General features: G+C 70.9%; 25 protein-coding genes. 21 read left to right on the top strand and 4 right to left on the bottom strand.

Annotation, left to right across the window (positions count from 1 at the left end):
* Window positions 1–6 precede the first annotated feature (6 nt).
* On the bottom strand, window positions 7–1,191 hold the full coding sequence (locus ACOZ35_RS10530; protein WP_424013545.1) for a nicotinate phosphoribosyltransferase: 1,185 nt from the start codon (window positions 1,189–1,191) through the stop codon (window positions 7–9).
* 75 nt (window positions 1,192–1,266) lie between these two features.
* Window positions 1,267–3,018 (bottom strand): Hvo_1808 family surface protein, encoded by a 1,752-nt coding sequence (locus ACOZ35_RS10525; RefSeq protein ID WP_424013544.1) that lies wholly within the window; start codon window positions 3,016–3,018, stop codon window positions 1,267–1,269.
* A 169-nt stretch (window positions 3,019–3,187) separates the two neighbouring features.
* Here ACOZ35_RS10525 and ACOZ35_RS10520 point away from each other — a divergent pair, with 169 nt between their 5' ends.
* From ACOZ35_RS10520 to ACOZ35_RS10445, 16 genes are all read left to right on the top strand, one after another.
* Window positions 3,188–3,766, top strand: coding sequence for a cysteine hydrolase family protein (locus ACOZ35_RS10520; RefSeq protein ID WP_424013543.1), 579 nt, complete (start codon window positions 3,188–3,190; stop codon window positions 3,764–3,766).
* A gap of 145 nt (window positions 3,767–3,911) precedes the next feature.
* Window positions 3,912–4,463, top strand: coding sequence for a hypothetical protein (locus tag ACOZ35_RS10515; protein ID WP_424013542.1), 552 nt, complete (start codon window positions 3,912–3,914; stop codon window positions 4,461–4,463).
* Window positions 4,464–4,563: 100 nt separating this feature from the next.
* Window positions 4,564–4,695, top strand: coding sequence for an HVO_2523 family zinc finger protein (locus ACOZ35_RS10510; protein ID WP_008441020.1), 132 nt, complete (start codon window positions 4,564–4,566; stop codon window positions 4,693–4,695).
* A gap of 159 nt (window positions 4,696–4,854) precedes the next feature.
* A complete protein-coding gene (locus ACOZ35_RS10505) occupies window positions 4,855–5,820 on the top strand; it encodes a phytoene/squalene synthase family protein (protein ID WP_424013541.1) in 966 nt (321 codons plus the stop codon).
* 6 nt (window positions 5,821–5,826) lie between these two features.
* On the top strand, window positions 5,827–6,030 hold the full coding sequence (locus ACOZ35_RS10500) for a hypothetical protein (protein ID WP_424013540.1): 204 nt from the start codon (window positions 5,827–5,829) through the stop codon (window positions 6,028–6,030).
* Between the two features lie 108 nt (window positions 6,031–6,138).
* On the top strand, window positions 6,139–7,416 hold the full coding sequence (hisD, locus tag ACOZ35_RS10495) for a histidinol dehydrogenase (RefSeq protein ID WP_424013539.1): 1,278 nt from the start codon (window positions 6,139–6,141) through the stop codon (window positions 7,414–7,416).
* 247 nt (window positions 7,417–7,663) lie between these two features.
* A complete protein-coding gene (gene phnD / locus ACOZ35_RS10490; protein WP_424013538.1) occupies window positions 7,664–8,884 on the top strand; it encodes a phosphate/phosphite/phosphonate ABC transporter substrate-binding protein in 1,221 nt (406 codons plus the stop codon).
* A 1-nt stretch (window position 8,885) separates the two neighbouring features.
* Window positions 8,886–9,782, top strand: coding sequence for a phosphonate ABC transporter ATP-binding protein (phnC, locus tag ACOZ35_RS10485; protein ID WP_159369563.1), 897 nt, complete (start codon window positions 8,886–8,888; stop codon window positions 9,780–9,782).
* 1 nt (window position 9,783) lies between these two features.
* Window positions 9,784–10,584, top strand: coding sequence for a phosphonate ABC transporter, permease protein PhnE (gene phnE / locus ACOZ35_RS10480; RefSeq protein WP_424013537.1), 801 nt, complete (start codon window positions 9,784–9,786; stop codon window positions 10,582–10,584).
* The gene (gene phnE, locus ACOZ35_RS10475; protein WP_424013536.1) at window positions 10,581–11,381 is read left to right on the top strand and encodes a phosphonate ABC transporter, permease protein PhnE; all 801 of its coding nucleotides are present in this window, start codon (window positions 10,581–10,583) and stop codon (window positions 11,379–11,381) included. The genes phnE (ACOZ35_RS10480) and phnE (ACOZ35_RS10475) overlap by 4 nt, the downstream gene beginning before the upstream one ends.
* Entirely contained in the window at window positions 11,378–12,061 is a 684-nt protein-coding gene (locus tag ACOZ35_RS10470; protein WP_424013535.1) for an HAD family hydrolase, read from the top strand. The genes phnE (ACOZ35_RS10475) and ACOZ35_RS10470 overlap by 4 nt, the downstream gene beginning before the upstream one ends.
* 60 nt (window positions 12,062–12,121) lie before the next feature.
* Window positions 12,122–13,324 (top strand): mechanosensitive ion channel family protein, encoded by a 1,203-nt coding sequence (locus tag ACOZ35_RS10465; RefSeq protein WP_424013534.1) that lies wholly within the window; start codon window positions 12,122–12,124, stop codon window positions 13,322–13,324.
* 144 nt (window positions 13,325–13,468) lie between these two features.
* Window positions 13,469–13,843 (top strand): HesB/IscA family protein, encoded by a 375-nt coding sequence (locus ACOZ35_RS10460; RefSeq protein WP_424013533.1) that lies wholly within the window; start codon window positions 13,469–13,471, stop codon window positions 13,841–13,843.
* 80 nt (window positions 13,844–13,923) lie between these two features.
* On the top strand, window positions 13,924–14,169 hold the full coding sequence (locus tag ACOZ35_RS10455; protein WP_424013532.1) for a DUF5816 domain-containing protein: 246 nt from the start codon (window positions 13,924–13,926) through the stop codon (window positions 14,167–14,169).
* A 170-nt stretch (window positions 14,170–14,339) separates the two neighbouring features.
* Entirely contained in the window at window positions 14,340–14,678 is a 339-nt protein-coding gene (locus ACOZ35_RS10450; protein ID WP_424013531.1) for a DUF7116 family protein, read from the top strand.
* A gap of 95 nt (window positions 14,679–14,773) precedes the next feature.
* Window positions 14,774–14,974: a dodecin gene (locus ACOZ35_RS10445; protein WP_004597524.1), complete on the top strand. Its 201-nt coding sequence runs from the start codon at window positions 14,774–14,776 to the stop codon at window positions 14,972–14,974.
* Window positions 14,975–15,092: 118 nt separating this feature from the next.
* Here the strand turns inward: ACOZ35_RS10445 and ACOZ35_RS10440 are convergent, their stop codons facing one another.
* Window positions 15,093–15,347: a hypothetical protein gene (locus tag ACOZ35_RS10440; protein ID WP_424013530.1), complete on the bottom strand. Its 255-nt coding sequence runs from the start codon at window positions 15,345–15,347 to the stop codon at window positions 15,093–15,095.
* 536 nt (window positions 15,348–15,883) lie between these two features.
* Between ACOZ35_RS10440 and ACOZ35_RS10435 the strand changes: the two genes are divergently transcribed.
* From ACOZ35_RS10435 to ACOZ35_RS10420, 4 genes are all read left to right on the top strand, one after another.
* Window positions 15,884–17,179 (top strand): alanyl-tRNA editing protein, encoded by a 1,296-nt coding sequence (locus ACOZ35_RS10435; RefSeq protein WP_424013529.1) that lies wholly within the window; start codon window positions 15,884–15,886, stop codon window positions 17,177–17,179.
* Window positions 17,176–18,183 (top strand): AIR synthase family protein, encoded by a 1,008-nt coding sequence (locus ACOZ35_RS10430; protein ID WP_424013528.1) that lies wholly within the window; start codon window positions 17,176–17,178, stop codon window positions 18,181–18,183. The genes ACOZ35_RS10435 and ACOZ35_RS10430 overlap by 4 nt, the downstream gene beginning before the upstream one ends.
* 74 nt (window positions 18,184–18,257) lie before the next feature.
* Entirely contained in the window at window positions 18,258–19,442 is a 1,185-nt protein-coding gene (locus ACOZ35_RS10425; RefSeq protein ID WP_424013527.1) for an acyl-CoA dehydrogenase family protein, read from the top strand.
* The gene (locus tag ACOZ35_RS10420) at window positions 19,439–20,047 is read left to right on the top strand and encodes an HAD family hydrolase (RefSeq protein WP_424013526.1); all 609 of its coding nucleotides are present in this window, start codon (window positions 19,439–19,441) and stop codon (window positions 20,045–20,047) included. Before ACOZ35_RS10425 ends, ACOZ35_RS10420 begins: the two co-directional genes overlap by 4 nt.
* 27 nt (window positions 20,048–20,074) lie before the next feature.
* Here ACOZ35_RS10420 and ACOZ35_RS10415 read toward each other — a convergent pair whose 3' ends face one another.
* On the bottom strand, window positions 20,075–20,455 hold the full coding sequence (locus ACOZ35_RS10415) for a DUF5822 domain-containing protein (RefSeq protein ID WP_424013525.1): 381 nt from the start codon (window positions 20,453–20,455) through the stop codon (window positions 20,075–20,077).
* Window positions 20,456–20,581: 126 nt separating this feature from the next.
* Between ACOZ35_RS10415 and panB the strand changes: the two genes are divergently transcribed.
* Window positions 20,582–21,388, top strand: a complete 807-nt coding sequence (gene panB, locus ACOZ35_RS10410) for a 3-methyl-2-oxobutanoate hydroxymethyltransferase (RefSeq protein ID WP_424013524.1) — start codon at window positions 20,582–20,584, stop codon at window positions 21,386–21,388.
* Window positions 21,389–21,409 lie beyond the last annotated feature (21 nt).

The following is a 21,409-nucleotide window of genomic DNA, read 5'->3' as shown; positions in this document are numbered from 1 at the left end:
CGACTCTTACTGCGCCGAATCGCCGTTCGCCTGCCCGTCCGTTCTATACCCGACCGCCTCCGCGTCCGCGAGCGCCCGCTCCGTCGCCGCCGACAGGTCGAACGCGTCCTCGGCGACGACCTCCCCGTCGCGGATCACGGGCTCGAAGAGCGACTCAGCGCCCTCAGGACCCGAGCGGTCCGCGAGCCCGACCGCGTGGGCGCCGTCGGCGGTGCGGTAGACGTCCTTCGCGCCCGAGAGCTTCCCCCGCTTGGCCGCCGGCTCGCCGTCGACGGCGACGATGTCGAGCGCGAAGTCGACCGGGTCCGCGTTCGAGACGTACCCGCCGACGCCGAACCCGTCGACGACGTCGCGCAGGCCGCGGAGGTCCGCGGGGCCGAGCCCGCCGGAGACGTACACGTCGACGTCCTCGTGGCCGCGCGCGTCGAGTTCCCACTGGACCTCCCGGATGATGTGCCGGAAGTCGCCGCGCCGGGAGCCGGTCGTGTCAAGGCGGACGCCGTCGAGGTCGTCGCCGAGCGTCTCGACCGCGCGGAGCACCTCGTCGACCTCGTCGGAGTAGGTGTCACACAGCGCGATCCGGGGCGCGTCAGCGGGGACGCCCTCGTCGTAGGCGCGCCAGGCGGCCTCCTGCTCTCCGCGCCCGAAGCAGATGGCGAGCGCGTGCGGCATCGTCCCGGACGCCTCCCGACCGATCAGCTCGCCGGCGGCGACGTGCGAGAAGCCGTCGAACCCGCCCACCAGCGCGGAGCGCTCGACCGCCGCGGTCATCGCGGGGTGGACGTGGCGCGCGCCGAAGGAGAGTATCTGCGACTCAGGGGCGGCTACCCGGCAGTCGAGCGCCGCCGTCGCCATGCCGGACGCGTGCGAGAGGAAGCCCAGGAGCGACGTCTCCAGCCGCGCGAACGCGAGGTACGGCCCCTCGATCCGCATCACCGGGCCGCCGTCGAACAGCCGGCCCTCCGGGACCGCGTCGACGTCGACGTCGCGGCCGGCGAGCAGCTCGACGGCGTTGCCGAGACCGGTGAACAGCTCGAACTCCCCGTCCGGGAACTGGTCCGCGGTCACCTCGGCGACCACGCGGGGGTTCCGCCCGGCCGCCTCCAGCGCCGCCTCGGTCCGCTCGAAGTACGCGTCGGTCGCGCGCCCCTCCCGGACCGCGGCCGCGTCGACGATGTCGAACTCGCTCATGCCCGACGGTTCGGCCGCGGGGACGAAAAGCCACCCGTGTCGCGGCGGGGCGTGCCGATCTCCCAGCGGGTCAGTTCACGCGGCTCTCCGAGCGAACAGTCCGAGCGCCGCGACGATGGCGACGAGCGCCGCCGCGACGCCGAATCCAGGCGTGCTGTCGTCGGTGTCACCGCTTCCGTTTCCACCGTCGGTACCGTCGCTCCCGCTATCGTCGTCGGTACCGTCGCCGTCGTCGGTGTCGTCGTCGGTGCTGTTGCCGTCGTCGGCTCCGCCGTCGCTTCCGTCGTCGCCGTCGTCCCCGTCGGCGTCCGGGAGCGTGAGGTCGGCGTCTGGGCGGAGTTCGAGGACGCCCTCCGGGGAGGGCGCGTGCGTTATCGTCACGCTCGTCCCGTCGCGCTCGACGCCGTACGCGCCGGGGAAGTCGCTCTCCGAACCGATCTCGTACACGGACCCCTGCGCGTACTCGCCGTCGCCGTGCGCGGTCAGCATCCGCACGTAGGCGTCGCGGAACGCGGCGGCGTCCGACTCGGTCTGCCACTCGGTCGCCCAGACGTAGCCGTCGCGGTCGCCGTTCCGGTAGGGATACAGCTCGTCGCCGGCCCACCCGGCTGTCACCGGGTGCGCGTAGTTGTAGGTCGCGCGCGTCTCGAGCTGGGCCTCCGCGTCGAGGTGGATCCGGACGTTCTGCCGGACGGTCGCGCCGGGCTCTAACACGGCGTGCCGGTACTCCAGGCTCTGGTACCAGAACATCACGAACATCGACGCCTCGCCCGCCGTCTCCGCGCCGTCGACGCCCTGGTCCGGGTAGGTCTCCCAGCCGCCGGTCGCCGCGTCCTCGAACGTGACGTTGCCCTCCTCGTAGTCGGGCTCCCGGTGGATGACCTCCGCCGTCGACTCCGGCGGGTCGTTCATCGTCTCGTTGACGGCCGCCCACCCGCCCTCGTCGCGAAGTTCGCGGACGTACAGCGCGCCGTCGCCGTACGGCTGGAGGACGGTCTGGAGGATGCCGAAGTTGAAGTCGGCGCCGTCGCCGCCGCCCCCGTCGCTCTCGGGGGCCTCGGCGCAGGTCCAGTTATCCGCGCAGCGGGCCGCGTAGCGCTCCTCGACGTGGACCGCCTCCCCCTCGACGATCCCGTCGACCGCGAGGTCGCCGTCCTGCGTCGCGCCGACGTAGCGCGGGTCGGTGAGGTCGTGGTACTGGTCTTGCATCGCGTGGAGCAGCTCGTGTGCGAGCGTCGAGGGGTCGATGTCGGGGGACTCGCCGTCGGGGACGACGATGACGATCCGGTCCTGGGACGGCGAGTAGAAGCCGGAGACTGCGCCGCCGAACACCGAGTCGATCTCCTCGTTGGCGTCCGTCTCGTCGCCGACGACGAACAGCGCCTCCCACACCCCGTCGTTCCAGCGCCGGAACGCCTCGGAGCTGTTGCCGCCCGCGGTGTCGTTGGCGTACTCGCTCCGGGTGACCGTCTCGACCGGGACGTCCTCCTTGAAGGGGCGCTGTCGGACGTGTTCGACCCGGGCCATCGTGAGGTCGGTCAGGGCCTCCAGCTGCGTCTCGTTGAGTCCGTCTGTCTCCTCGAAGTCGACCGACTCCTCGTAGTGGGTCCCGTTCCAGCAGCCCACCAGCTCGGTGCCGTCGCCGGTCCCGCACTCGTCGGCCGACGCGGAGGGCGTCGCGCCCGGTGCGATCGGTCCGCTGCCGGACGCGGCGGGGACCGCACCGGCGTCCGGAGCGGCGGCGACGCCGGCGGTGAGGGCGACACACAGGACGGCGACCGCGGCGACGGCCGCGGCCGCGGTCGAGAGGGTGAGAACCCGTCGCATATGGACCGTATCGGACGCGCCGGTAAGTAGTTTGTCGGTTCCTTCGGCGCCGCGGCCGGCGGATTTTTCGGCGCGGGTCGACGCCTCGCGGCGGCGGTCGGGCGCCACACGCCCGTCGCCGTCCCGCAAGGGGGCGACGGTTTTTGACCGCCGGGCGGTAACCGCCGGTATGGCGTTCGATCCGACAGCAACCGCGGTGGTCGTCGTCGACATGCAAAACGGGTTCTGTCACCCGGACGGGAGCCTCTACGCCGAGCCGAGCGAGGCGGCCGTCGAGCCCGTAACGGCGCTCGTCGACCGCGCCCGCGAGGCCGGCGCGAGCGTGGTCTACACCCGCGACGTCCACCCGCCCGAGCAGTTCGACGAGACCCACTACTACGACGAGTTCGACCGGTGGGGCGAACACGTCGTCGAGGGGTCGTGGGACGCCGAACTCGTCGACGACCTCGACGTGCGCGACGACGACCACGTCGTCGAGAAGCACACCTACGACGCCTTCTATCAGACCGATCTGGAGGGGTACCTCGACGCGCACGGGGTCGACGACCTGTTGATCTGCGGGACGCTCGCGAACGTCTGCGTCCTCCACACCGCCGGCAGCGCGGGGCTCCGGGACTACCGCCCGGTCGTCGTTGAGGACGCGCTCGGCTACATCACCGAGGAGCACCGCGAGTACGCCGTCGACCACGCCGACTGGCTGTTCGGCGAGACGGCGACCCGCGACGAGGTCGCGTTCGCGTCCGGGTAGTCGCGGCCGACGGTAGTCGCGGCCGACCCGTCACCGTCCGCACGGTCGCGGACTCTCACCGACGGCGAACGTTCCGGATTTCCGTAATTATCGCGCGCGGAAATCGGCGTGTAACCCTTTTTACCGCTCGCCGGAACCGCGAGGTATGGACATCTCTCGGCGGGGCGTGCTCGGCGGCCTCGGCGCGGTCTGCGCGGTCGGCGCCGTCGGCTTCGCGGGCGCGGCGACGGTGACGGACGGCGAGACGGTCGGCGGGCTCGGCGGCGGTGCGGGACCGGCTGGCGGGGGTTCGGAGGAGGCCGACGACGGCCCCGAATCGGCCGCGGTCGACCCGGACGCGCCGTTCGAGGCGCGGCTGACCAGCGACGACGGGACGGACGCGCCCCTGTTCGACGCGAGCGACCTCGACCGCGTCAAGGGCGTCTTCGCGGAGGAGGGCGAATACCTCGTTCAGGTCGTGCTCCCCGACGCGGGCGTCGACTCGTTCCGGACCCGGCTCGACGAGGCCGGCGCGACCGACGACCCGGCGGCGTTCGTGGTGTCGATGACGCTCGACGGGACCGAGGTGCGGCGCGTCGAACTCGACCGGGAGACCGTCGACGCGCTCACCGGGTCGGACTGGGAGGGCGTGTTGACGCTCCCGTTCGGCGAGGAGCGGGTGGCTCGGTCAGTCTACGACCGCTTGGCCGACAGCTGATCGATTTCGGGACCGACCGACTCCGGACGGCTGACTGGTCAGGTGTCGCGCCGGCTCGCCCGTCGGACAGTGTTTTGACTATCGGGCGCATAGCCCCGCCGTGAGCGACGAATCGGGGAACGACGGCGGCCGCCCGTGCCCGGTCTGTGAGACGCCGATGTACCACCGGCACTGCAAGTACGTCTGCCCGGCGCACGGCGTCGTCTACGACTGTAGCGACACCTTCTACTGAGCTCGGTTCCGCTCCGCGCCCTCCGGGAGCCGCGGGAATTAACAGGGGTGACCGAGAACCAGACTGGGTCGTGCGAACTGTTATGTTCTTGGAGGCCGACCTTTCTTCCATGATGGGCGACCCGTACGTGACCCTCCACGCCGACCTTCCGAGGTCAGCATGGTAGAGCAAAAACAGGTTGCCCGGAGCAAGCGGATCCAGCGCCGCACCGGGAAGACGTTCCACGTCGCCACCCGGCTGCTGCCCCAGCGGATCCGCCATCCGACGTACGTGCTGTACGGCTTCTTCCGTATCGCCGACGAGGTCGTCGACGCCGAGGACACCGGAACGCCCGCCGAGCAGCGCGCGGAACTCGACCGGCTCCGGGCCGCCGCGCTCGGCGAGGAGCCGACCGACGACCCCGTCTTAGAGGCGTTCGCCGAGGTGTGCGAACGCAACGACATCCCCGACGAGGATGTCCACTCGTTCGTGGACGCGATGGCGAGCGACATCGACACCGACCGCTACGAGACCTACGCGGACCTGGAGGCGTACATGGACGGCTCCGCGGCCGCAGTCGGGCGGATGATGACGGCCATCATGGACCTCGATCCGGAGGAGGAGGCCGAGGCGCTCCCGCACGCCACGAAGCTCGGCGAGGCGTTCCAGATGACGAACTTCCTCCGGGACGTCCGCGAGGACGTCGTCGAGCGCGACCGGATCTACCTCCCCTTGGAGACGCTCCGGCGCCACGGCGTGAGCGAGGAGCAGATCCTCGAGTTGGAGTTCGACGACAGCGTCGCGGCCGCGATCCGCGAGGAGATGGCCCGCACCGAGCGGCTCTACGAGGAGGGCGTCGCGGGGATCAAGTACCTCCCCGAGGACTGCCAGCTCGCGGTGCTGCTCTCGGCGGTGCTGTACGTCGACCACCACCGCCTCATCCGGAACCGCGACTACGACACCGTCTCGGCCACCCCCGAGCTGTCGCTCACCCGGAAGCTGTCGCTGCTCGTCCGCACGCGCTGGAAGTGGCAGTGGAACAAGGACCCCGAAGCGGTGTTCTACGACATGTGTACCGACTTCGAGCCCCGCCGCGACCGCCACGGGCACGGCCCGCACGGGACGGGCGTTCCGCAGACGGACTGAGCGGCCGTGGACCGCTCCCGGTTCGTCTCGCTCGCTGTCGCCGCCTTCGGCCTCGTGTTCGTCTCCTTCCTCCTTCGCGGTGTGACCCGGCTGGTGGCGCCCTACGAGGTCGCCGTGTCGGCACCGGTCCTCTTCGCGGCGGCCGCGCTCTTAGCCGCGCTCGTCGTCCTCGCCGTCCTCGACGTGACCGGGATCCGTCGGCTGGGGTGAGTCGACGGCGGGCCGAGTCGCTCGGCTCGCGCCGTTCGGCTGAGTCGCCCGGATTTCGCGCTTCGGCCGAGTCGGAACGCCCTTGCCCCGCCGTCCCCGACAGCGCGTATGGACGTACGAACCGTCGCGGACCTCTCGCCGGCCGAGCGTCGCGCCCTCTTCGAGCGCGACGCTGGCGTCGAGGGGGTCCGCGAAGACGTGCGGGAGATCGTCGAGCGGGTCCGCGAGGAGGGCGACGTCGCGGTCCGCGAGTTCGCCGAGGAGTTCGACGGGGTCGCCGTCGGCAACGTCGACGTGACGGACGAGGCGGCGCGGGCGCACGACGAGCTGGCGGACGCGGACGACCCGGTCCTCGACGCCGTTCAGGAGGCCGCCGCGAACGTCCGCGAGTTCCACGAGCGGCAGCGCCCCGAGGACTGGCGCGACGACTTCGGCGGCCGGGAGCTGGGGCGGCGCTTCCGCCCGATCGACCGCGTCGGGGTGTACGTGCCCGGCGGCGCGGCCGCGTACCCCTCCAGCGCGCTGATGGGGATTGTCCCCGCGGACGTCGCCGGCGTCGATCACGTCGCGGTCGCCACGCCGCCGGCGGAGGATCTCAACCGGGTCACCCTCGCGGCGATCCACGAGGCGGGCGCTGACGCGGTGTACCAGGTCGGCGGCGCGCAGGCCATCGGCGCACTCGCCTACGGGACGGAGACCGTGACGCGGGTCCAGAAGGTTGTGGGGCCGGGCAACAAGTGGGTCACCGCGGCCAAGTCGATCGTCCAGGGAGACGTCGAGATCGACTTCCTCGCCGGGCCGAGCGAGGTGCTCGTCCTCGCGGACGAGACCGCCGACCCGGACCTCGTCGCGGCCGACCTCGTCGCGCAGGCCGAACACGACCCGAACGCGTCGGTCGTCGCGGTCACCGACGACGCCGCCCTCGCCGAGGCGGTCGCCGAGGTGGTCGACGCGCAGGCGGCCGAGCGCGAGCGCGAGGAGACGATCCGGGCCGCGCTCGACAACGACGCGTCCGGCGTCCTTCACGCGCGCTCGATGCCCGAGGCCGTGCTGTTCGCCGAGGAGTACGCCGCGGAACACCTCTCGATCGTGGCCGACGACGACGAGGCGCTCCTCGATCGGATCACCAACGCCGGCTCGGTGTTCCTCGGGCCGTACTCGCCGGTCGCCGCGGGCGACTACGCGGCCGGGACGAACCACGTGCTGCCGACGAACGGCGGCGCGAAGCGGTACGGCGGGCTCTCCGTCGACACCTTCCTCCGGTCGTCGACGGTCCAGCGGCTCGACCGCGACGCCCTCGACGACCTCTCCGACACGATCACGACGCTTGCGGAGGCCGAGGGGCTGGAGGCGCACGCCGAGAGCGTACGGAAGCGGTTCGAATAGGCCGAGCGGCCGTTCGCCCGCCGGCCGATCTCGTCTCTATCCACTGCTCGACCTCGTCTCTGTCCGCCGGATCTCGTCTCGCCCCGGGATCCGTCTCCGGAGCGATATGTACCGATTTATATGTCACAATTCCTCTCGTAGCGGTCCGAACGGTACGTTCCGCTCGGGACGGACACGTGCCGGTACCATCGGCCATATTCGGCTCATAGCAGCCTTCTTACCCCGGAAAACGGCCTGTCTACCCGTAATGGTGGACGACACCGGCGGACGGCGCGAATCGAGCTCCAGACGGCGGTTCCTCGTGGCCGGCGGCGCGGCCGCGATCACCGGACTTGCGGGCTGTTCCGGGGGGACCGGCGGCGACGGCGGCTCCGGAGGAGGCGGCGCCTCCAGCGGCACGAACTCGGCCTCGGGCGACGGGGGTTCCGGGGAGTCCGGCGACCCGCTGCTGGCGGAGGCGAGCGCGTTCGACCCTGAGAGCCCGAACTGGGAGGAAAACAACTATCGCTCGACGCCCCTCATCGACGCGGGATACGAGCGCGGGAGCCGCGCGGACCTCGAGAGCATGGGGAGTCGCGAGGTCGACGAGGTCCCGCACGGCGAGCCGGTCCGGGAGACGCCGGACGACGAGAGCGAGTGGCTCGAACCCGACACGCTCGTGTTCACCGAGAGCCCGAGCGAGGACGTCCAGGGCCGCTACGAGGAGGACTTCCAGGCCGTCTTCGACCGCATCGAGGAGGAGACGGGTCTTCCCGTCGAGTACAACCGCGTCAACAGCTACGCCGCCTCAGTGGAGGCGATGCGCTCCGAGCGCGCCCACATCGCGAACTTCTCCACGGGGACGACGTGCTTCGCGGTCAACCTCTGTGGCGCGGTTCCGTTCGCCGCCGGCATCGCGCCGGACGGCTCGTTCGGCTACCGGCTGTTCGCGACGACGCGGGCCGACGCCGACGGCATCCAGAGCGTCGAGGACTTCGCGGACGACGACGTGCGGATGGCCCACGCGGAGCCGGCGTCCAACTCCGGCCACCAGGCCCCATCCGCGCTGTTCGACCAGTATTTCGACGTGACGGCTGACGAGGATTACGAGGTCAACTTCTCGGGAGGTCACTCCCAGACCACCCGGGGCATCGCGGCCGGCGACTACGACGCCGGCCCGATCTGTTCGACCTGCTTCCTCGACACGGTCGAGGCCGACAGCAACCTGAGTTTCGACGACTTCAAAGTCGTCTGGGCGTCGGACCCGTTCCCCAACGGGCCGGTCGCGTACCGCTACAACCTCCATCCCGACATCCAGGAGGGGATCCGGAACGCGTGGCTCGACTCCGACTTCGCCGACACGGCGTACGCCGAGCGGACCGGGTACGAGGAGTACGTCCCCATCGAGTACCGCCGGCACTGGTACGACATCATGGTCATCCAGCGGTACAACGGCGTCGAGTACACGCAGGGCGCGCTGAGCGAGTGAGATGACGCTCGACGTAACCGACCTGCGGAAGACCTACGAGAGCGGCGACGAGGCGCTGAGGGGCGTCGACCTCTCGGTCGGCGGCAGCGAGACGACCGCGATGATCGGCCCGAGCGGTGCCGGGAAGAGCACCTTCATCAGGTGCGTCAACCGGCTCACGGAGCCGACCGCCGGGACGGTCGAACTCGACGGCACCGACCTGACCGCGCTCGACGACGACGGCCTCCGCGAGGCGCGCCGCGACATCGGGATGATATTCCAGGAGTACAACCTGGTCGAGCGGCTCACCGTGATGGAGAACGTGTTGACCGGGCGGCTCGGGTACGTCTCCGCGTGGCGCGCGTTCCGCCGGGACTTCCCGCCCGAGGACGTCGAGCGCGCCTACGAGATCCTCGAACGCGTCGGCCTCGGTGACATGGAGAACAAGCGCGTCGACGAGCTGTCGGGCGGCCAGCGCCAGCGCGTCGGCATCGCCCGCGCGGTCGTTCAACAGCCCAAGATCCTCCTCGTCGACGAGCCGACCTCCAGCCTCGATCCCGAGACGTCGAACACGGTGATGCGGCTCCTCACGGAGATCGCCGCCGAGCGCGGGGTGCCCGTGCTGATCAACATCCACGAGGTGGACCTCGCGATCGAGCACGCCGACCGGATCGTCGGACTCCACGACGGCGAGGTCGTCTTCGAGGGGGCCACGAACGAACTCGGCGACGACGCGCTCGACCGCGTGTACCGCGGCGGCGACCCGCCGGAATCGCGCGACTCGACCGCGGCCGGGAGCGACGCGACGGTGACCGACGGCGCGACCAGTGACGACGCCGCGAACGACGCGGTCGTCCGGGACGGCGTCGTCTCGGCGGACGGTCGCGCCCCGGACAGGACGACCTCGGGTGGTTCCTGAGATGGCGACGGAACGGCGCACCTGGCGGCGACCGACGGCGTTCGGCCGCCGGGAGTTCAAGTGGGCGGCGTACCTCGCGGTCGTCGGTTTCTTCCTCTGGTCGGCGTGGGGGATCGGCGCCGACCCGGCGCGGATCGCCCGTGGGATCGGTCGGGGAGCGACGCTGCTGGGCGACTTCTTCCCGCCGGAGGCGACCCCGCGACAGGCGCAGCGGATCGTCGACAAGATGGTCGAGAGCGTCGCCATGGCGATGATATCGACGGTCACTGGGATCGCGATCAGCGTCCCGGTCGCGTTCATGGCCGCCGAGAACCTCTCGCCGAAGCCGCTGTACTACCTCAACCGCGGGTTCATCTCGCTGTCGCGGGCGCTCAACGCGATCATCGTCGCCATCCTCGTCGTGAAGGCGGTCGGGCTCGGCCCGCTCGCCGGCATCATCACGATCACGTTCAAGACGGTCGGCTTCTTCGCGAAACTGCTCGCGGAGGACTTAGAGGACATCGATATGGGGAGCGTCGACGCGGTCCGCGCGACGGGCGCCTCGCCGGTCCAGACGCTGGCGTACGGCGTCATCCCGCAGATAATCCCGCGGTTCGCGGGCCTGTCGGTGTACCGCTGGGACATCAACATCCGCACCTCGACGGTCGTCGGGATCGTCGGCGCCGGGGGGATCGGCTCCGTGCTGCTCACCGCGTTCAACCGGTACTCCTACCAGTACGTCTCCGCCATCCTCGTGGCGATCATCGCGGTCGTCCTCGTCGCGGAGGGGGTCAGCGCGGTCGTCAGACGGAGGTACCAATGAGCGAGGTCGACGCCGCGCGCTCGTGGCGGCGGTTCGACCGGCGCCGCCGGATCGGTCGGTTCGTCGGGGTGCTCGCCGCGCTCTCCGTCTTCGTCGCCTCGTGGCGCTTCCTCGACATGGGGATCACGAACGTCGATACTGTCCCGCGCGAGATCCGCGACCTCCTCACGCGGATGTACCCGCCCGACCTGGCGTACACGCCGGAGATCGTGAACCCGCTCGTCGAGACGCTCCACATCGCGGCGCTCGGGACGCTCGGCGCCCTGGTGCTCGCGCTCCCGGTCGCGCTGCTCGCGGCGGAGAACACGACGCCGAACGCGGCCACCTACTGGCTCGGAAAACTGATCGTCACCGTGAGCCGGTCGGTGAACACGATCATCTGGGCGCTGATCTTCGTCGTGGTGTTCGGCAGCGGTCCCCTCGCCGGCGCGGTCGCCATCGCCTTCCGGTCCGTCGGCTTCCTCGGAAAGTTGCTGGGCGAGGAGATAGAGGAGATCGACTTCGGGCAGGTCGAGGCGGTGCGCGCCGCGGGCGCCTCCCCGACGCAGGTGCTGCTGTACGGCATCGCCCCGCAGGTGAAGCCCGCGCTCGTCGGCCTCAGCGTCTACCGCTGGGACATCAACGTCCGCGACTCGACGATCCTCGGGTTCGTCGGCGCCGGGGGGATTGGCGTCCAACTGTTCCGCGCGGTCAACGCCTTCGCCTGGCAGTCCGTCTCCATGATCCTGATCGTGATCCTCGGTGTCGTGCTCGCCAGCGAGGCCCTCTCCGCGTCCGCACGGCGGATGACGCGATGAGCGCCGTCGACGACGGCGAGGCGGTCCTCCTCGACATGGACGGCGTGGTTCTCCAAGGCAGGGGGACCGACCCCGCGATCCGCTCGCGCGCGCTCGACAACGCCCTCGACGACCGCGGGCTGACCGCCTCGGGGTCGCTTCGGCGGGCCCTGGTGCGCGCCACTTACGACGACGAGTTCCGGGCCGCCTGCGAGGAACTCGGTGTCGACCCTCCGGAGCTCTTCCGCGCGCGAGAGGAGCGGACCGCGACACGCGCCATTGAGCGCCTGTCGGCCGGGATGCGGCGCCTCCACCGCGACATCGACGCGCTCGACGCGCTGGCCGACCGCGCGCCGCTCGCGCTCGTGAGTAACAACCACCACCCGACCGTCGAGTTCGTCGTTGACCACTTCCGGCTCGACGCGTTCTCGTTCGTCCGCGGCCGCGACCTCGGTCCAGAGGGGTTCCGGCGCCGTAAGCCGGACCCGCACTACCTGAACGAGGCGCTCGACGCGCTGGACGCGACGGGCGGCGTCTACGTCGGGGACCGCGCGACCGACGTGATCGCCGCCGAGCGCGCCGGACTCGACAGCGCGTTCCTCAGACGCGACCACAACGCGTCCCGCGACCTCGACGTCGAGCCGACCGTCGAGATCGGGAGCCTCCGCGAGCTGGTCGGCCTCGTCGAGACGACGCCGTGACTCGGTGAGCGACGCCTCCCCCGCAGAAACGGTTATCTCGCACAGCGTCGTCTCGAAGGCATGATACCGTCGCTCGCGGCGCTGTTCGAGGGGTTCTCGGCGGTCGAGGCGACCGTCGCGGTCCTCGCAGTGTCGATCGTCGCCGCCGTGGGGATGGAGTTCGTCGTCCTGCGAGTCGCTCGACGGGTCGTCTCGACCACCGACTCCGCGTACGACGACATCGTCATCTCCTCGCTGCGGGCGCCGCTCGTCGTCACCGCCGCGCTCGCCGGCGTGTTCGTTCTCACGCAGGTCCCCGCGGTGCGGGCGTCGGTGATCGTGGAGCCGCGGCTGCTCGACGCGGTGTTCGGGCGGCCGTCGCTGTCGGTGATCGTCCTCGTCTGGGCATACGCGGCCAACACCGCCGTGAACCGGCTTGTCGCGGCTGTCAACGAGGAGGGCGGCCGGTTCGACTTCGCGCCCGTCTTCTCGAACGTGTGGACGCTCGCGGTGCTGGTCGGGAGCGTCGGCACCCTGCTGTGGCTGTGGGGCATCGAGATCACGCCGCTGCTCGGTGCGGCCGGAGTCGCGGGCATCGCGGTCGGCTTCGCCGCGAAGGACACGGTGGCGAACTTCTTCGGCGGGATCGCGCTGTATTTCGACGACACCTACAAGATCGGCGATTACATCGTCTTGGATGACGGCACCGCCGGCACCGTGATCAAGGTCGGCGTGCGCTCGACGACGCTGCTCACCCGCGACGAGGTGCTGGTGACGGTGCCGAACGCGGCGCTCAACGCCGCGAAGGTGACGAACGAGTCCGCGCCCCAGCGACGCCGGCGCATCCGAGTTCCCATCGGCGTCGCCTACGGCACCGACGTGGATGCCTTCGAGGCGCTCGCCATGGAGGTTCTGGCCGCGGAGCCGCTCGTCCTCGACTCGCCGAAACCCCGCGCTCGCTTCCGGTCGTTCGGCGACTCCGCGCTCCAGTACGAGCTCCTCTGCTGGGTCAACGGCCCGACCCGCCGACGCCGCGCGCAACACGAGCTCAACCGCGCGCTGTACGTGGCGCTCGGCGACGCCGACATCGAGATCCCCTACCCGAAACGCGACGTGATGGTCACGGAGGCCGCCGCGTCCTCCCGGGCGTCCTCCTCCTCGGCGTCCTCCTCCTCCTCCTCTCCGGATCCCGAATCCCCCCGCGATCCGGCGGCTGACCCAGAGACCGGCCTCGACTCGGACGCCGACGCGGCGACTCCCGGCTCCCGTGCGGAGACGCCGTGAGCGCATGGAGACGCTGTGAGCGCATGGAGACGCCGTGAGCGCATGGAGGCGCCGTGAGCGCGAGACCTTCGATACTCGAGACGGCCGACCGAGCGGCCCGGGCCCGCCGGCAGGGTTTTGAGTGTCCGTACCGAACGCGTTCGCATGAGTACCGAACCGGCCGACACCGAGACCGAGGGGAACGACCCGGCGATCGAGGTAACGCCGGACGCCGCGGAGGAGGCGCTCTCGCTCCTCGACGGCGAGGGGCTCGACACCGACATCGCCGGACTGCGGCTGTTCGTCCAGCAGGGCGGCTGCGCGGGGCTGTCGTACGGGATGCGCTTCGACACCGAACCGGAAGACGACGACCTCGTCGTGGAGCACCACGGGCTCCGCGTGTTCGTCGACCCCGCGAGCAAGAACTACATCGGCGGGAGCACGCTCGACTACGAGCACGGGCTCCAGGCGGCCGGCTTCGAGGTCGAGAACCCGAACGTCGTCTCGGAGTGCGGCTGCGGCGAGTCGTTCCGGACGTAGCGAGTCGCGGTCCGAGCCGTCTCCCTTCTCGTCCGCTTTCGAGTCCGCCGCTTAAGTCGCTCCGCCGGGTAGCGGTAGCCATGACTCTGGAAGCGTCGACGACGCCGAGCGGCGAGCGGGTGTACACCGACCGGTCGCGCACCGAGCGCGGCGCGGACGGGCCCTTCTACCTCGTGTTCGAGGACGAGGCGGGCGAGTCCCGCTGGGGGTTCCGCTGCGGCAACTGTGAGTCGTTCGACACCGCGATGGACACGATGGGCCGGATCCAGTGTACCGAGTGCGGCAACCTCCGGAAGCCGGACGAGTGGGACGCGGCCCACGAGTAAGCCGCCGGCGGCGGGTGGGAGCCGGCCGTGAGCGCGCCTTCGGCGGCGAGTGGGCTCGCGGCGACGAGCCGCTCTTGCGGTTCTCTGTACAATTCCGGGCGGTGCGTCCGATTCTCCACGAGCGAAATCGTGAGAAACTTTATCACGGATGGTGCCGAACTTCGAGGTAGATGGCCACTGCGAGCATCCCCCCGACGACCGAGGCCAGAGACGTCTTCCGCGAACTGGGATACACCGTCTCCGACGGCGGACGAGAGTTCGTCGCGGAACGCAAGTGGCGGCGCGTGTTCGTGACGGTGCTGTGCATGGATGACGACGAGCTCGACCCGTATCTCGCAGACGGGGGCGACGCGGCGCGGCTCCGGTGTTTCGTCACGTGGCGCGACCGCGCCGGCGATCTCCAGGAACGGCTCGTCTCCTCGAAACCTCCCTACGACTGGGCGGTCATCGGTATCGACCGCGACGGCGAGGACTTCGCGGTGATGGAAGGCGCACCCGGCAGCCCGTAACGCGCGGCGAGTCCGTAGCCGGACCCGAGCCCGTCCACCTGCGCCCTCCGCAGACGCCCATTTTTATCCCCCCGTGCGTCCTACCAGCACGCGACATGGTGTTCAAAAAGATCACGCTGATCGGGACGAGCGACGAGAGCTTCGACGCCGCGGCCGACGAGGCCATCGATCGCGCGGAAGACACGCTGGAAAACGTCTACTGGGCGGAAGTAGAGGAGTTCGGGGTCGAGCTTCAGGGGGACGCCGAACGGGAGTACCAGGCCGAAGTCGAGGTCGCGTTCGAGCTCGAAGGCTGAGCGAGACGCGGTTTTTACGTGTTATTTATCAGTGATCGCGAGTCTCGGGTAGTCGGCGCTGTTAGTGTTTGATTCTGGTCCCGGTCGCGTTCGCGCGCCGGATCTCCAAGCACGGACACTACGCCCAGTGTGTGAGATACAGCAGGTAGAGACTCGATCCGGTCACGACCGCTCCGGCGAGGGCGAACCCCGCGGCTTCGGCGGCGGACGCCGCGTACAGCGCGAACTGGAACAGTTGAATCCCAACCAACACCGTGAAGATGGAGAGCAGCGTCCAGAGGACGGTCCCGACGAGCGTCCGGGCCGTGCTGGTGACCTCCTCGCGGACTATCGCGCGTATCTGTTCCTCGTTCGGTTCGTCGGAGGGCGACATATCATCCCGTGCGTTGGCCGGCAAAAATAAACTATCGACGGGTGGCGTGTCGCTCATTTATAATTGATTGCGGATGGGCGGTGAACACTCCCGAAGCCCCAGCCGCTCGCTTATAAATCGTTGCGGGCGGATCGACGACGAACACTCCCGAAGCCCCAGCCGGGAGGCTGTACGATGGGGAAGTTTATAAACGACCGATCGACACGAACACCGCCGAAGCCCCAGCCGGGAGGCGGCCTGACGCTCGCTGCGCTCCTCACTCGGTCGCTCACTCCGTTCGCTCCCTCGTTTCGGTGCTTGCGTCGCCTCAGGCCGCCTCCCGGCTGCCCCTTCGAGTCCCGCCCCCGCACCGCACAGCACCTCACGCCTCCCCAGCCTCGTCGGTCGCCGTCGCTCCGCTCGGCGACCGACTCCCTCGCGCGGTGCTGCCTCGCGGCCGCCAGTGGCGGCCGCTCGCAGGCGCGCGCCACCGCGGTTCGTTTATAAATGCTCGCGCGGCGGCCACCTATTTATCCGCCCGCGCCCACGACCCGGCAATGACCGCTTCACGCGCGCCGGCCGAGCCGACGGTCCGGGAGTTCGAAGCGACGGTCGACCGCGTCGACGGCCGCGAGGTCGTCCTCGACGAGACGTACTTCTACCCCGAGTCGGGCGGCCAGCCGGCCGACAGGGGCACCCTCGACGGCCACCTCGTCGACGACGTGGTCGAGCGGGCGGGAGAGGTCGTCCACGTCCTCGACCCCGACGCGGACGTCGACTTGGCGCCCGGCGACGAGGTCACGGGGATCATCGACGACGCGTTCCGCACGTACTGCGCCCGAGCGCACACCGCCTCGCACGTGCTGTACGGGGCCGCGCGCCGGATCGCCGACGACCTCGGCTACGCCGGCTTCGACATCTCCGAAACGAAGGTCCGCGTCGACCTGACGACCGCCGAGCCGCTGGGCGACGACGACCTGATCGAGTTGGAACGGCTCGCCAACCGCGCCGTCTGGGACTCGCTTCCCGTCTCGTGGGACACCCACTCGGCCGACGAGGCCCGTGAGATCGACGGGATCGCGTTCAACACGAAGACCGAGGAGGGCGCGATGAGCGGCGGCGATGCGGTCCGAGTCGTGACGGTCGGTGGCGGCGCGGACGCTGGGGGCGACGCGCCCGTTGGAGGCAACCCGGCCGCGGACCCGGACGCCGACCCCTGGGACGTCGCCGCCTGCGGCGGGACACACGTCGAGAACACCGCGGAGATCGGCCCGATCGCGGTCTTGGAACGGTCGAACCCCGGCGAGGGCGTGACCCGCGTCGAGTTCGCGGTCGGCCCGACGGCCATCGATGAGATCGGCGCGGTCCACGCCGCCGCGCTCGACGCCGCGACGACGCTCGACGCGCGCGTCGCCGACCTCCCGGACGCGGTCGCACGCCTCAGCGACGAGGCCGACCGACTGGAGGCGGACCTCCGGGAGGCCCGCGAGGAGCTGCTCGCGGCCCGTCTGCGCGACCTCCCGGTCGTCGAGGTCGACGGCGCGCGCTGGGCGGTCGGCACCGTCGACGACGCCGACCCGAACGAGCTCCGGGAGCCGGCGACCGAGGCGGTCGGGAGCGAGACCGACCTCGACGCCCTCGCCGCGGTCGGGGCCGGCGACGCGCCGTTCGTCGTGGTCGCGGTCGGCGACGCAGCGGACGGTGACGCGGCCGCCGAAATCGACGCGGGCGAGGTCGTCGGCACGGTCACCGACGAGTTCGGCGGCGGGGGCGGGGGCGGCCCGACGTTCGCGCAGGGCGGCGGCCTCGACGCCGACCCCGACGCCGTCGCGGCGTGGCTCCGCGAGCGATGACCGGAAAACTGGGTCCCGAGTCGCTCGCGACGGCGCTCGCGGCGACCGGCGCGGCCGACTCGGCGGTGACGCAGGGGCCGGCCTACGGCGAGGACGCGGCCGCGATCGACCTGACCGGCGCGGGCGAGACCCTCGTCGTCGCGGCCGACCCCCTGTCGCTGGCGGCCGAGTCGGTCGGAACGCTCGCGGTCCACGTCGCGTGTAACGACGTCGCCGCGAGCGGCGCCGACCCGCGGTGGCTCACGCACACGCTCTTTTTGCCGGACGACGACCCCGACCGCCTCCGGACCGTCGTCGACCAAGTCGACGCGACCGCTCGCGACATCGGCCTGTCGGTCGTCGGGGGCCACACCGAGGTGCTCGACGCGCTCGACCGCCCGCTCTGCTCGATGACGGCGATGGGGACCACGGACCGCTTCGTGTCGAGTGGCGGCGCAGAGCCGGGCGACCGGCTCCTGCTCACCAAGGGCGCGGCGATCGAGGCGACCGCGATCCTCGCGACTGACTTCCGCGAGGAGTGCCTGGAGGCCGGGGTTTCAGCCGCGACGCTCGACGCCGCCGCCGATTTCCTCGACGAGGTGAGCGTCGTCCCCGACGCGGCCGCGGTCCGCGACGCCGCGACCGCGCTCCACGACCCGACCGAGGGTGGCGTGGCGACCGCGCTCGTCGAGATGGCCTCCGCAAGCGGAGCGGCCTTCGCCGTCGAGCGCGACGCGGTCCCGGTCCGGCCCGAGACGCGGGCCTGCTGTGACGCGCTCGGCGTCGACCCGCTCGCGACGTTCGGCTCCGGCGCGCTGCTGGCGGCCGTCCCGCCGGAACGCGTCGACGAGGCGCTCGACGCGCTCGACGCGGCCGGGATCGAGGGCGCGGAGATTGGCGTCGTCGAGGCCGGCGAGAGGGAGGAGGCGGCAGAGGGAACCGTCCGGATCGACGGCGAGCCGCTCGCGGAGCCGCCCCGGGACGAGCTGTACCCGCTGTGGGAGGCGCGCGAGGCGGGCGAGTAGAGGGTGCCGGCGGCCTCCGAGCCCCGACCCCGCCGATCGCGCACCTTTTTCGGTGAGGGACCGAAGGCGGTGACATGACCGGAGCACGCGTCGGATCGGCGCTCACCGACGAGCAGGCGGCGGTCCGCGACCTCGTCAGGGAGTTCGCGGCCGAGGAGGTCCGGCCGACCGCGGCCGAGGCCGACGAGACGGAGACGTTCCCGGAGGCGGTGTGGGACGGGCTCGCGGAGCTCGGCCTCACGGGGCTGACGGTCCCGGAGGAGTACGGCGGGTTCGGCGCCGACGAGACGACCTACGCGGTCGCCAACGAGGCGCTGGCGCACGGATCGCTCGCGGTCGCGACCGCCCTCTCCGTCCACTGCCTCGCCACCTCCTGTATCGCCGAGTTCGGCACGGAGTCGCAGCGCGAGGCGTGGCTCCCGGAGATGGCGGAGACCGGCCGCCCGGTCGGGATGTTCTGTCTCTCCGAGCCGCAGGCGGGGTCGAACCCTGCCCAGATGTCGACGACCGCGACGTACGACTCCGAAGCGGACGAGTACGTCCTCAACGGCGAGAAGCAGTGGATCACGAACGGGCAGCGCGGCGGCGTGGCTATCGTCTTCGCGAAGGCCGCGCGCGGGGACGGCGACGGCGATTCCGACGACCCCGACGACGCGATCACCCAGTTCCTCGTCCCGGCCGACACCGACGGGTTCGAGGTCGGCAAGAAGGAGGAGAAGCTCGGCCTCCGCGCGTCGGACACGACCGGGATCACGTTCGACGACTGTCGGGTCCCGGCCGAGAACCGGCTCACCGAGGAGGGGAAGGGACTCTCGGCGGCATTTCGGACGCTCACCGAGGGGCGGATCGGCATCGCGGCGCAGGCGGTCGGGGTCGCGCAGGCCGCGCTCGACGAGGCGAAATCGTACGCCGAGGAGCGCGAGCAGTTCGACCGGCCGATCGGCGACATCCAGACGATCCGGCACAAGCTCGCGGAGATGTCGACCGACGTGTCGGCCGCGCGGCTGCTCGTCCGCGAGGCGTGTCGGCAGGCGGAGGCGGGCGAGGACTACCGCGTCGCCGCCTCGAAGGCGAAGTACCGCGCCAGCGAGGCCGCGATGTCGGTGACGAACGAGGCGGTCCAGATCCACGGCGGCTACGGCTACACGACCGAGTTCGACGTCGAGCGCCTCTACCGCGACGCGAAGATCACGGAGATATACGAGGGGACGACCGAGATCCAGAAGACGATCATCGCCCGGGGGGTGTTCGGCGAGTGAGCGACGGGGACCCGGAGTCGACGACGGCCGGCTCCCGCCTCGCCGGCTACGACGCGGTCGTCTACGACCTCGACGGCACCCTCGTCGAGCTCGCGGTCGACTGGGACGCGGTCGCGGACGCGGTCCTCGACGTCTACGCCGAGCACGCGCTCATCCCGCCGACCGAGGAGCTGTGGGACCTGCTCGGCGCGGCCGACGACTACGGGATCCGCGACGAGGTCGAGGCGGCGATCGCGGACCACGAGCGCCCCGGAGCCCGCGAGTCCGCGCTGCTCCCGCTCGGGGATCGACTGACCGGAATCGCGGCTGGCGCCGACGCCGGTTCGCATCCCCCCGCGGGCGTCTGCTCGCTCAACTGCGAGGAGGCGTGTCGGATCGCGGCCGACACTCACGGGCTCGACGACGCGCTCGTCTCGGACGCGATCGTCGGCCGGGACACCGTCGAGACCCACAAGCCGGACCCGGCGTCGCTGCTCGCGGCGATCGATCGACTCGGCGCGGCCCCTGAGAACGCGCTGTTCGTCGGCGACTCACAGAGCGACGCGGTCACCGCCGAGCGCGGCGGCGTCGACTTCGCGTGGGTCTCGGACCTGCTCGCGGAGTAGCGCGTATAAAAAAGCCGCCGCGCGCGTTCAGCCTCGTTTTTCTGCTTCGTTCGTCGTCGGATCGCCATCCTCGGTCGGCTCTGCGTCGTCATCCGTAGCGTCGTCGCCCGTAGCTGCGTCGTTGTCGTCCGAGTCGATTTTCTCGTCCGCGTCGTCGTCCGTCGCTGCGCCGCCGTCGCCGGCCTCGGCCCGCTTCGCGTACAGCGCGACGGCGACTGCGGTGACGAACCAGATGGGGGCACCGACCCGGACCGCGAACGCGGCGCGCGCGCCCCACGACTCCAGCGTCACGAGCGTCGACAGCAGGGCCGCGGCGGGGGCGCCGACGAGGATGGTGACGACGAACGTCGTCTGCATCACCCACGCGTAGTCGATCCCCTCGTACTCGGCCCGCTCGACTGGTTGCACGCGACGGACTCCGCGGCGGAGCGGCAAATCGGTGGCGGTCGCCGCCGCGCCACCGCGCGGCCGCGACGCCGCGCTCGCTTTCCGGTTCCCGACGATTTTACGGCGGCGCGCGGGTGACTCCGAGGTATGACCACGACGCGGGGACTCCGGGACGCCGAGGATCCGATCACGATGCTGACCGCCTACGACGCCCCGACGGCGGCGGTCGTCGACGAGGCCGGGATCGACGTCGTCCTCGTCGGCGACAGCATGGGCAACGCCGCCTTAGGCTACGACTCCACGCTCCCCGTGACGTTCGACGAGGTCGCGAGCCGGACCGCGGCGGTCGCGCGCGCCACCGAGGACGCCTTGGTCGTCGCCGACATGCCGTTCCTCTCGTTCGGCGTCGACGAGGCGGAGTCGGTGCGCAACGCCGGCCGCCTGCTGAAGGAGGCGAACGCGGACGCGGTGAAGATCGAGAGCGGCCCGCACACGGTCGAGACGACCCGGCGGATGACGGAGGTCGGGATCCCGGTGATGGCGCACCTCGGCTTGACGCCCCAGCACGTGAACCGGCTCGGCGGCTACACCCGGCAGGGAACCGAGCAGGAGGCCGCCGAGGAGATTATCGACCTTGCGGGCGACCACGTCGACGCCGGGGCGTTCGCGCTCGTATTGGAACACGTCCCCGCGAACCTCGCGGGCGCGGTGACCGAGGCGCTGGAGATTCCGACGATCGGCATCGGCGCGGGCCCCGACTGCGACGGCCAGGTTCTCGTGATCAATGACGCGGTCGGCCTTGGCGAGTGGTCGCCGCCGTTCGCGAAACGGTTCGGCGACGTGCGCGGGGAGATGGTCGACGCCGTCGAGGCGTACGCGGAGGCCGTGACGAGCGGCGAGTTCCCGGCCGAGGAGCACTCGCACGTCGAGGAGACCCTCGACGATCTGTACTGAGCCGCGGAGCGCCGACGCGGT

It is taken from the genome of Halorubrum xinjiangense (genome assembly GCF_049604745.1).
GTDB lineage: Archaea > Halobacteriota > Halobacteria > Halobacteriales > Haloferacaceae > Halorubrum > Halorubrum xinjiangense_A.
This window is presented reverse-complemented; position numbering and strand designations above follow the sequence as displayed.

What these genes read in the sequence shown, in the direction of transcription:
- phnC (WP_159369563.1), top strand. Translation starts at nt 8,886, where the DNA reads ATGACGCTCGACGTAACCGACCTGCGGAAGACCTACGAGAGCGGCGAC.
- phnD (WP_424013538.1), top strand. Translation starts at nt 7,664, where the DNA reads ATGGTGGACGACACCGGCGGACGGCGCGAATCGAGCTCCAGACGGCGG.
- phnE (WP_424013537.1), top strand. Translation starts at nt 9,784, where the DNA reads ATGGCGACGGAACGGCGCACCTGGCGGCGACCGACGGCGTTCGGCCGC.
- hisD (WP_424013539.1), top strand. Translation starts at nt 6,139, where the DNA reads ATGGACGTACGAACCGTCGCGGACCTCTCGCCGGCCGAGCGTCGCGCC.
- ACOZ35_RS10460 (WP_424013533.1), top strand. Translation starts at nt 13,469, where the DNA reads ATGAGTACCGAACCGGCCGACACCGAGACCGAGGGGAACGACCCGGCG.
- panB (WP_424013524.1), top strand. Translation starts at nt 20,582, where the DNA reads ATGACCACGACGCGGGGACTCCGGGACGCCGAGGATCCGATCACGATG.
- ACOZ35_RS10440 (WP_424013530.1), bottom strand. Translation starts at nt 15,347, where the DNA reads ATGTCGCCCTCCGACGAACCGAACGAGGAACAGATACGCGCGATAGTC.
- ACOZ35_RS10520 (WP_424013543.1), top strand. Translation starts at nt 3,188, where the DNA reads ATGGCGTTCGATCCGACAGCAACCGCGGTGGTCGTCGTCGACATGCAA.
- ACOZ35_RS10525 (WP_424013544.1), bottom strand. Translation starts at nt 3,018, where the DNA reads ATGCGACGGGTTCTCACCCTCTCGACCGCGGCCGCGGCCGTCGCCGCG.
- ACOZ35_RS10450 (WP_424013531.1), top strand. Translation starts at nt 14,340, where the DNA reads ATGGCCACTGCGAGCATCCCCCCGACGACCGAGGCCAGAGACGTCTTC.
- ACOZ35_RS10465 (WP_424013534.1), top strand. Translation starts at nt 12,122, where the DNA reads ATGATACCGTCGCTCGCGGCGCTGTTCGAGGGGTTCTCGGCGGTCGAG.
- ACOZ35_RS10505 (WP_424013541.1), top strand. Translation starts at nt 4,855, where the DNA reads ATGGTAGAGCAAAAACAGGTTGCCCGGAGCAAGCGGATCCAGCGCCGC.
- ACOZ35_RS10515 (WP_424013542.1), top strand. Translation starts at nt 3,912, where the DNA reads ATGGACATCTCTCGGCGGGGCGTGCTCGGCGGCCTCGGCGCGGTCTGC.
- ACOZ35_RS10435 (WP_424013529.1), top strand. Translation starts at nt 15,884, where the DNA reads ATGACCGCTTCACGCGCGCCGGCCGAGCCGACGGTCCGGGAGTTCGAA.
- ACOZ35_RS10425 (WP_424013527.1), top strand. Translation starts at nt 18,258, where the DNA reads ATGACCGGAGCACGCGTCGGATCGGCGCTCACCGACGAGCAGGCGGCG.
- ACOZ35_RS10470 (WP_424013535.1), top strand. Translation starts at nt 11,378, where the DNA reads ATGAGCGCCGTCGACGACGGCGAGGCGGTCCTCCTCGACATGGACGGC.
- ACOZ35_RS10530 (WP_424013545.1), bottom strand. Translation starts at nt 1,191, where the DNA reads ATGAGCGAGTTCGACATCGTCGACGCGGCCGCGGTCCGGGAGGGGCGC.
- phnE (WP_424013536.1), top strand. Translation starts at nt 10,581, where the DNA reads ATGAGCGAGGTCGACGCCGCGCGCTCGTGGCGGCGGTTCGACCGGCGC.
- ACOZ35_RS10430 (WP_424013528.1), top strand. Translation starts at nt 17,176, where the DNA reads ATGACCGGAAAACTGGGTCCCGAGTCGCTCGCGACGGCGCTCGCGGCG.
- ACOZ35_RS10455 (WP_424013532.1), top strand. Translation starts at nt 13,924, where the DNA reads ATGACTCTGGAAGCGTCGACGACGCCGAGCGGCGAGCGGGTGTACACC.
- ACOZ35_RS10445 (WP_004597524.1), top strand. Translation starts at nt 14,774, where the DNA reads ATGGTGTTCAAAAAGATCACGCTGATCGGGACGAGCGACGAGAGCTTC.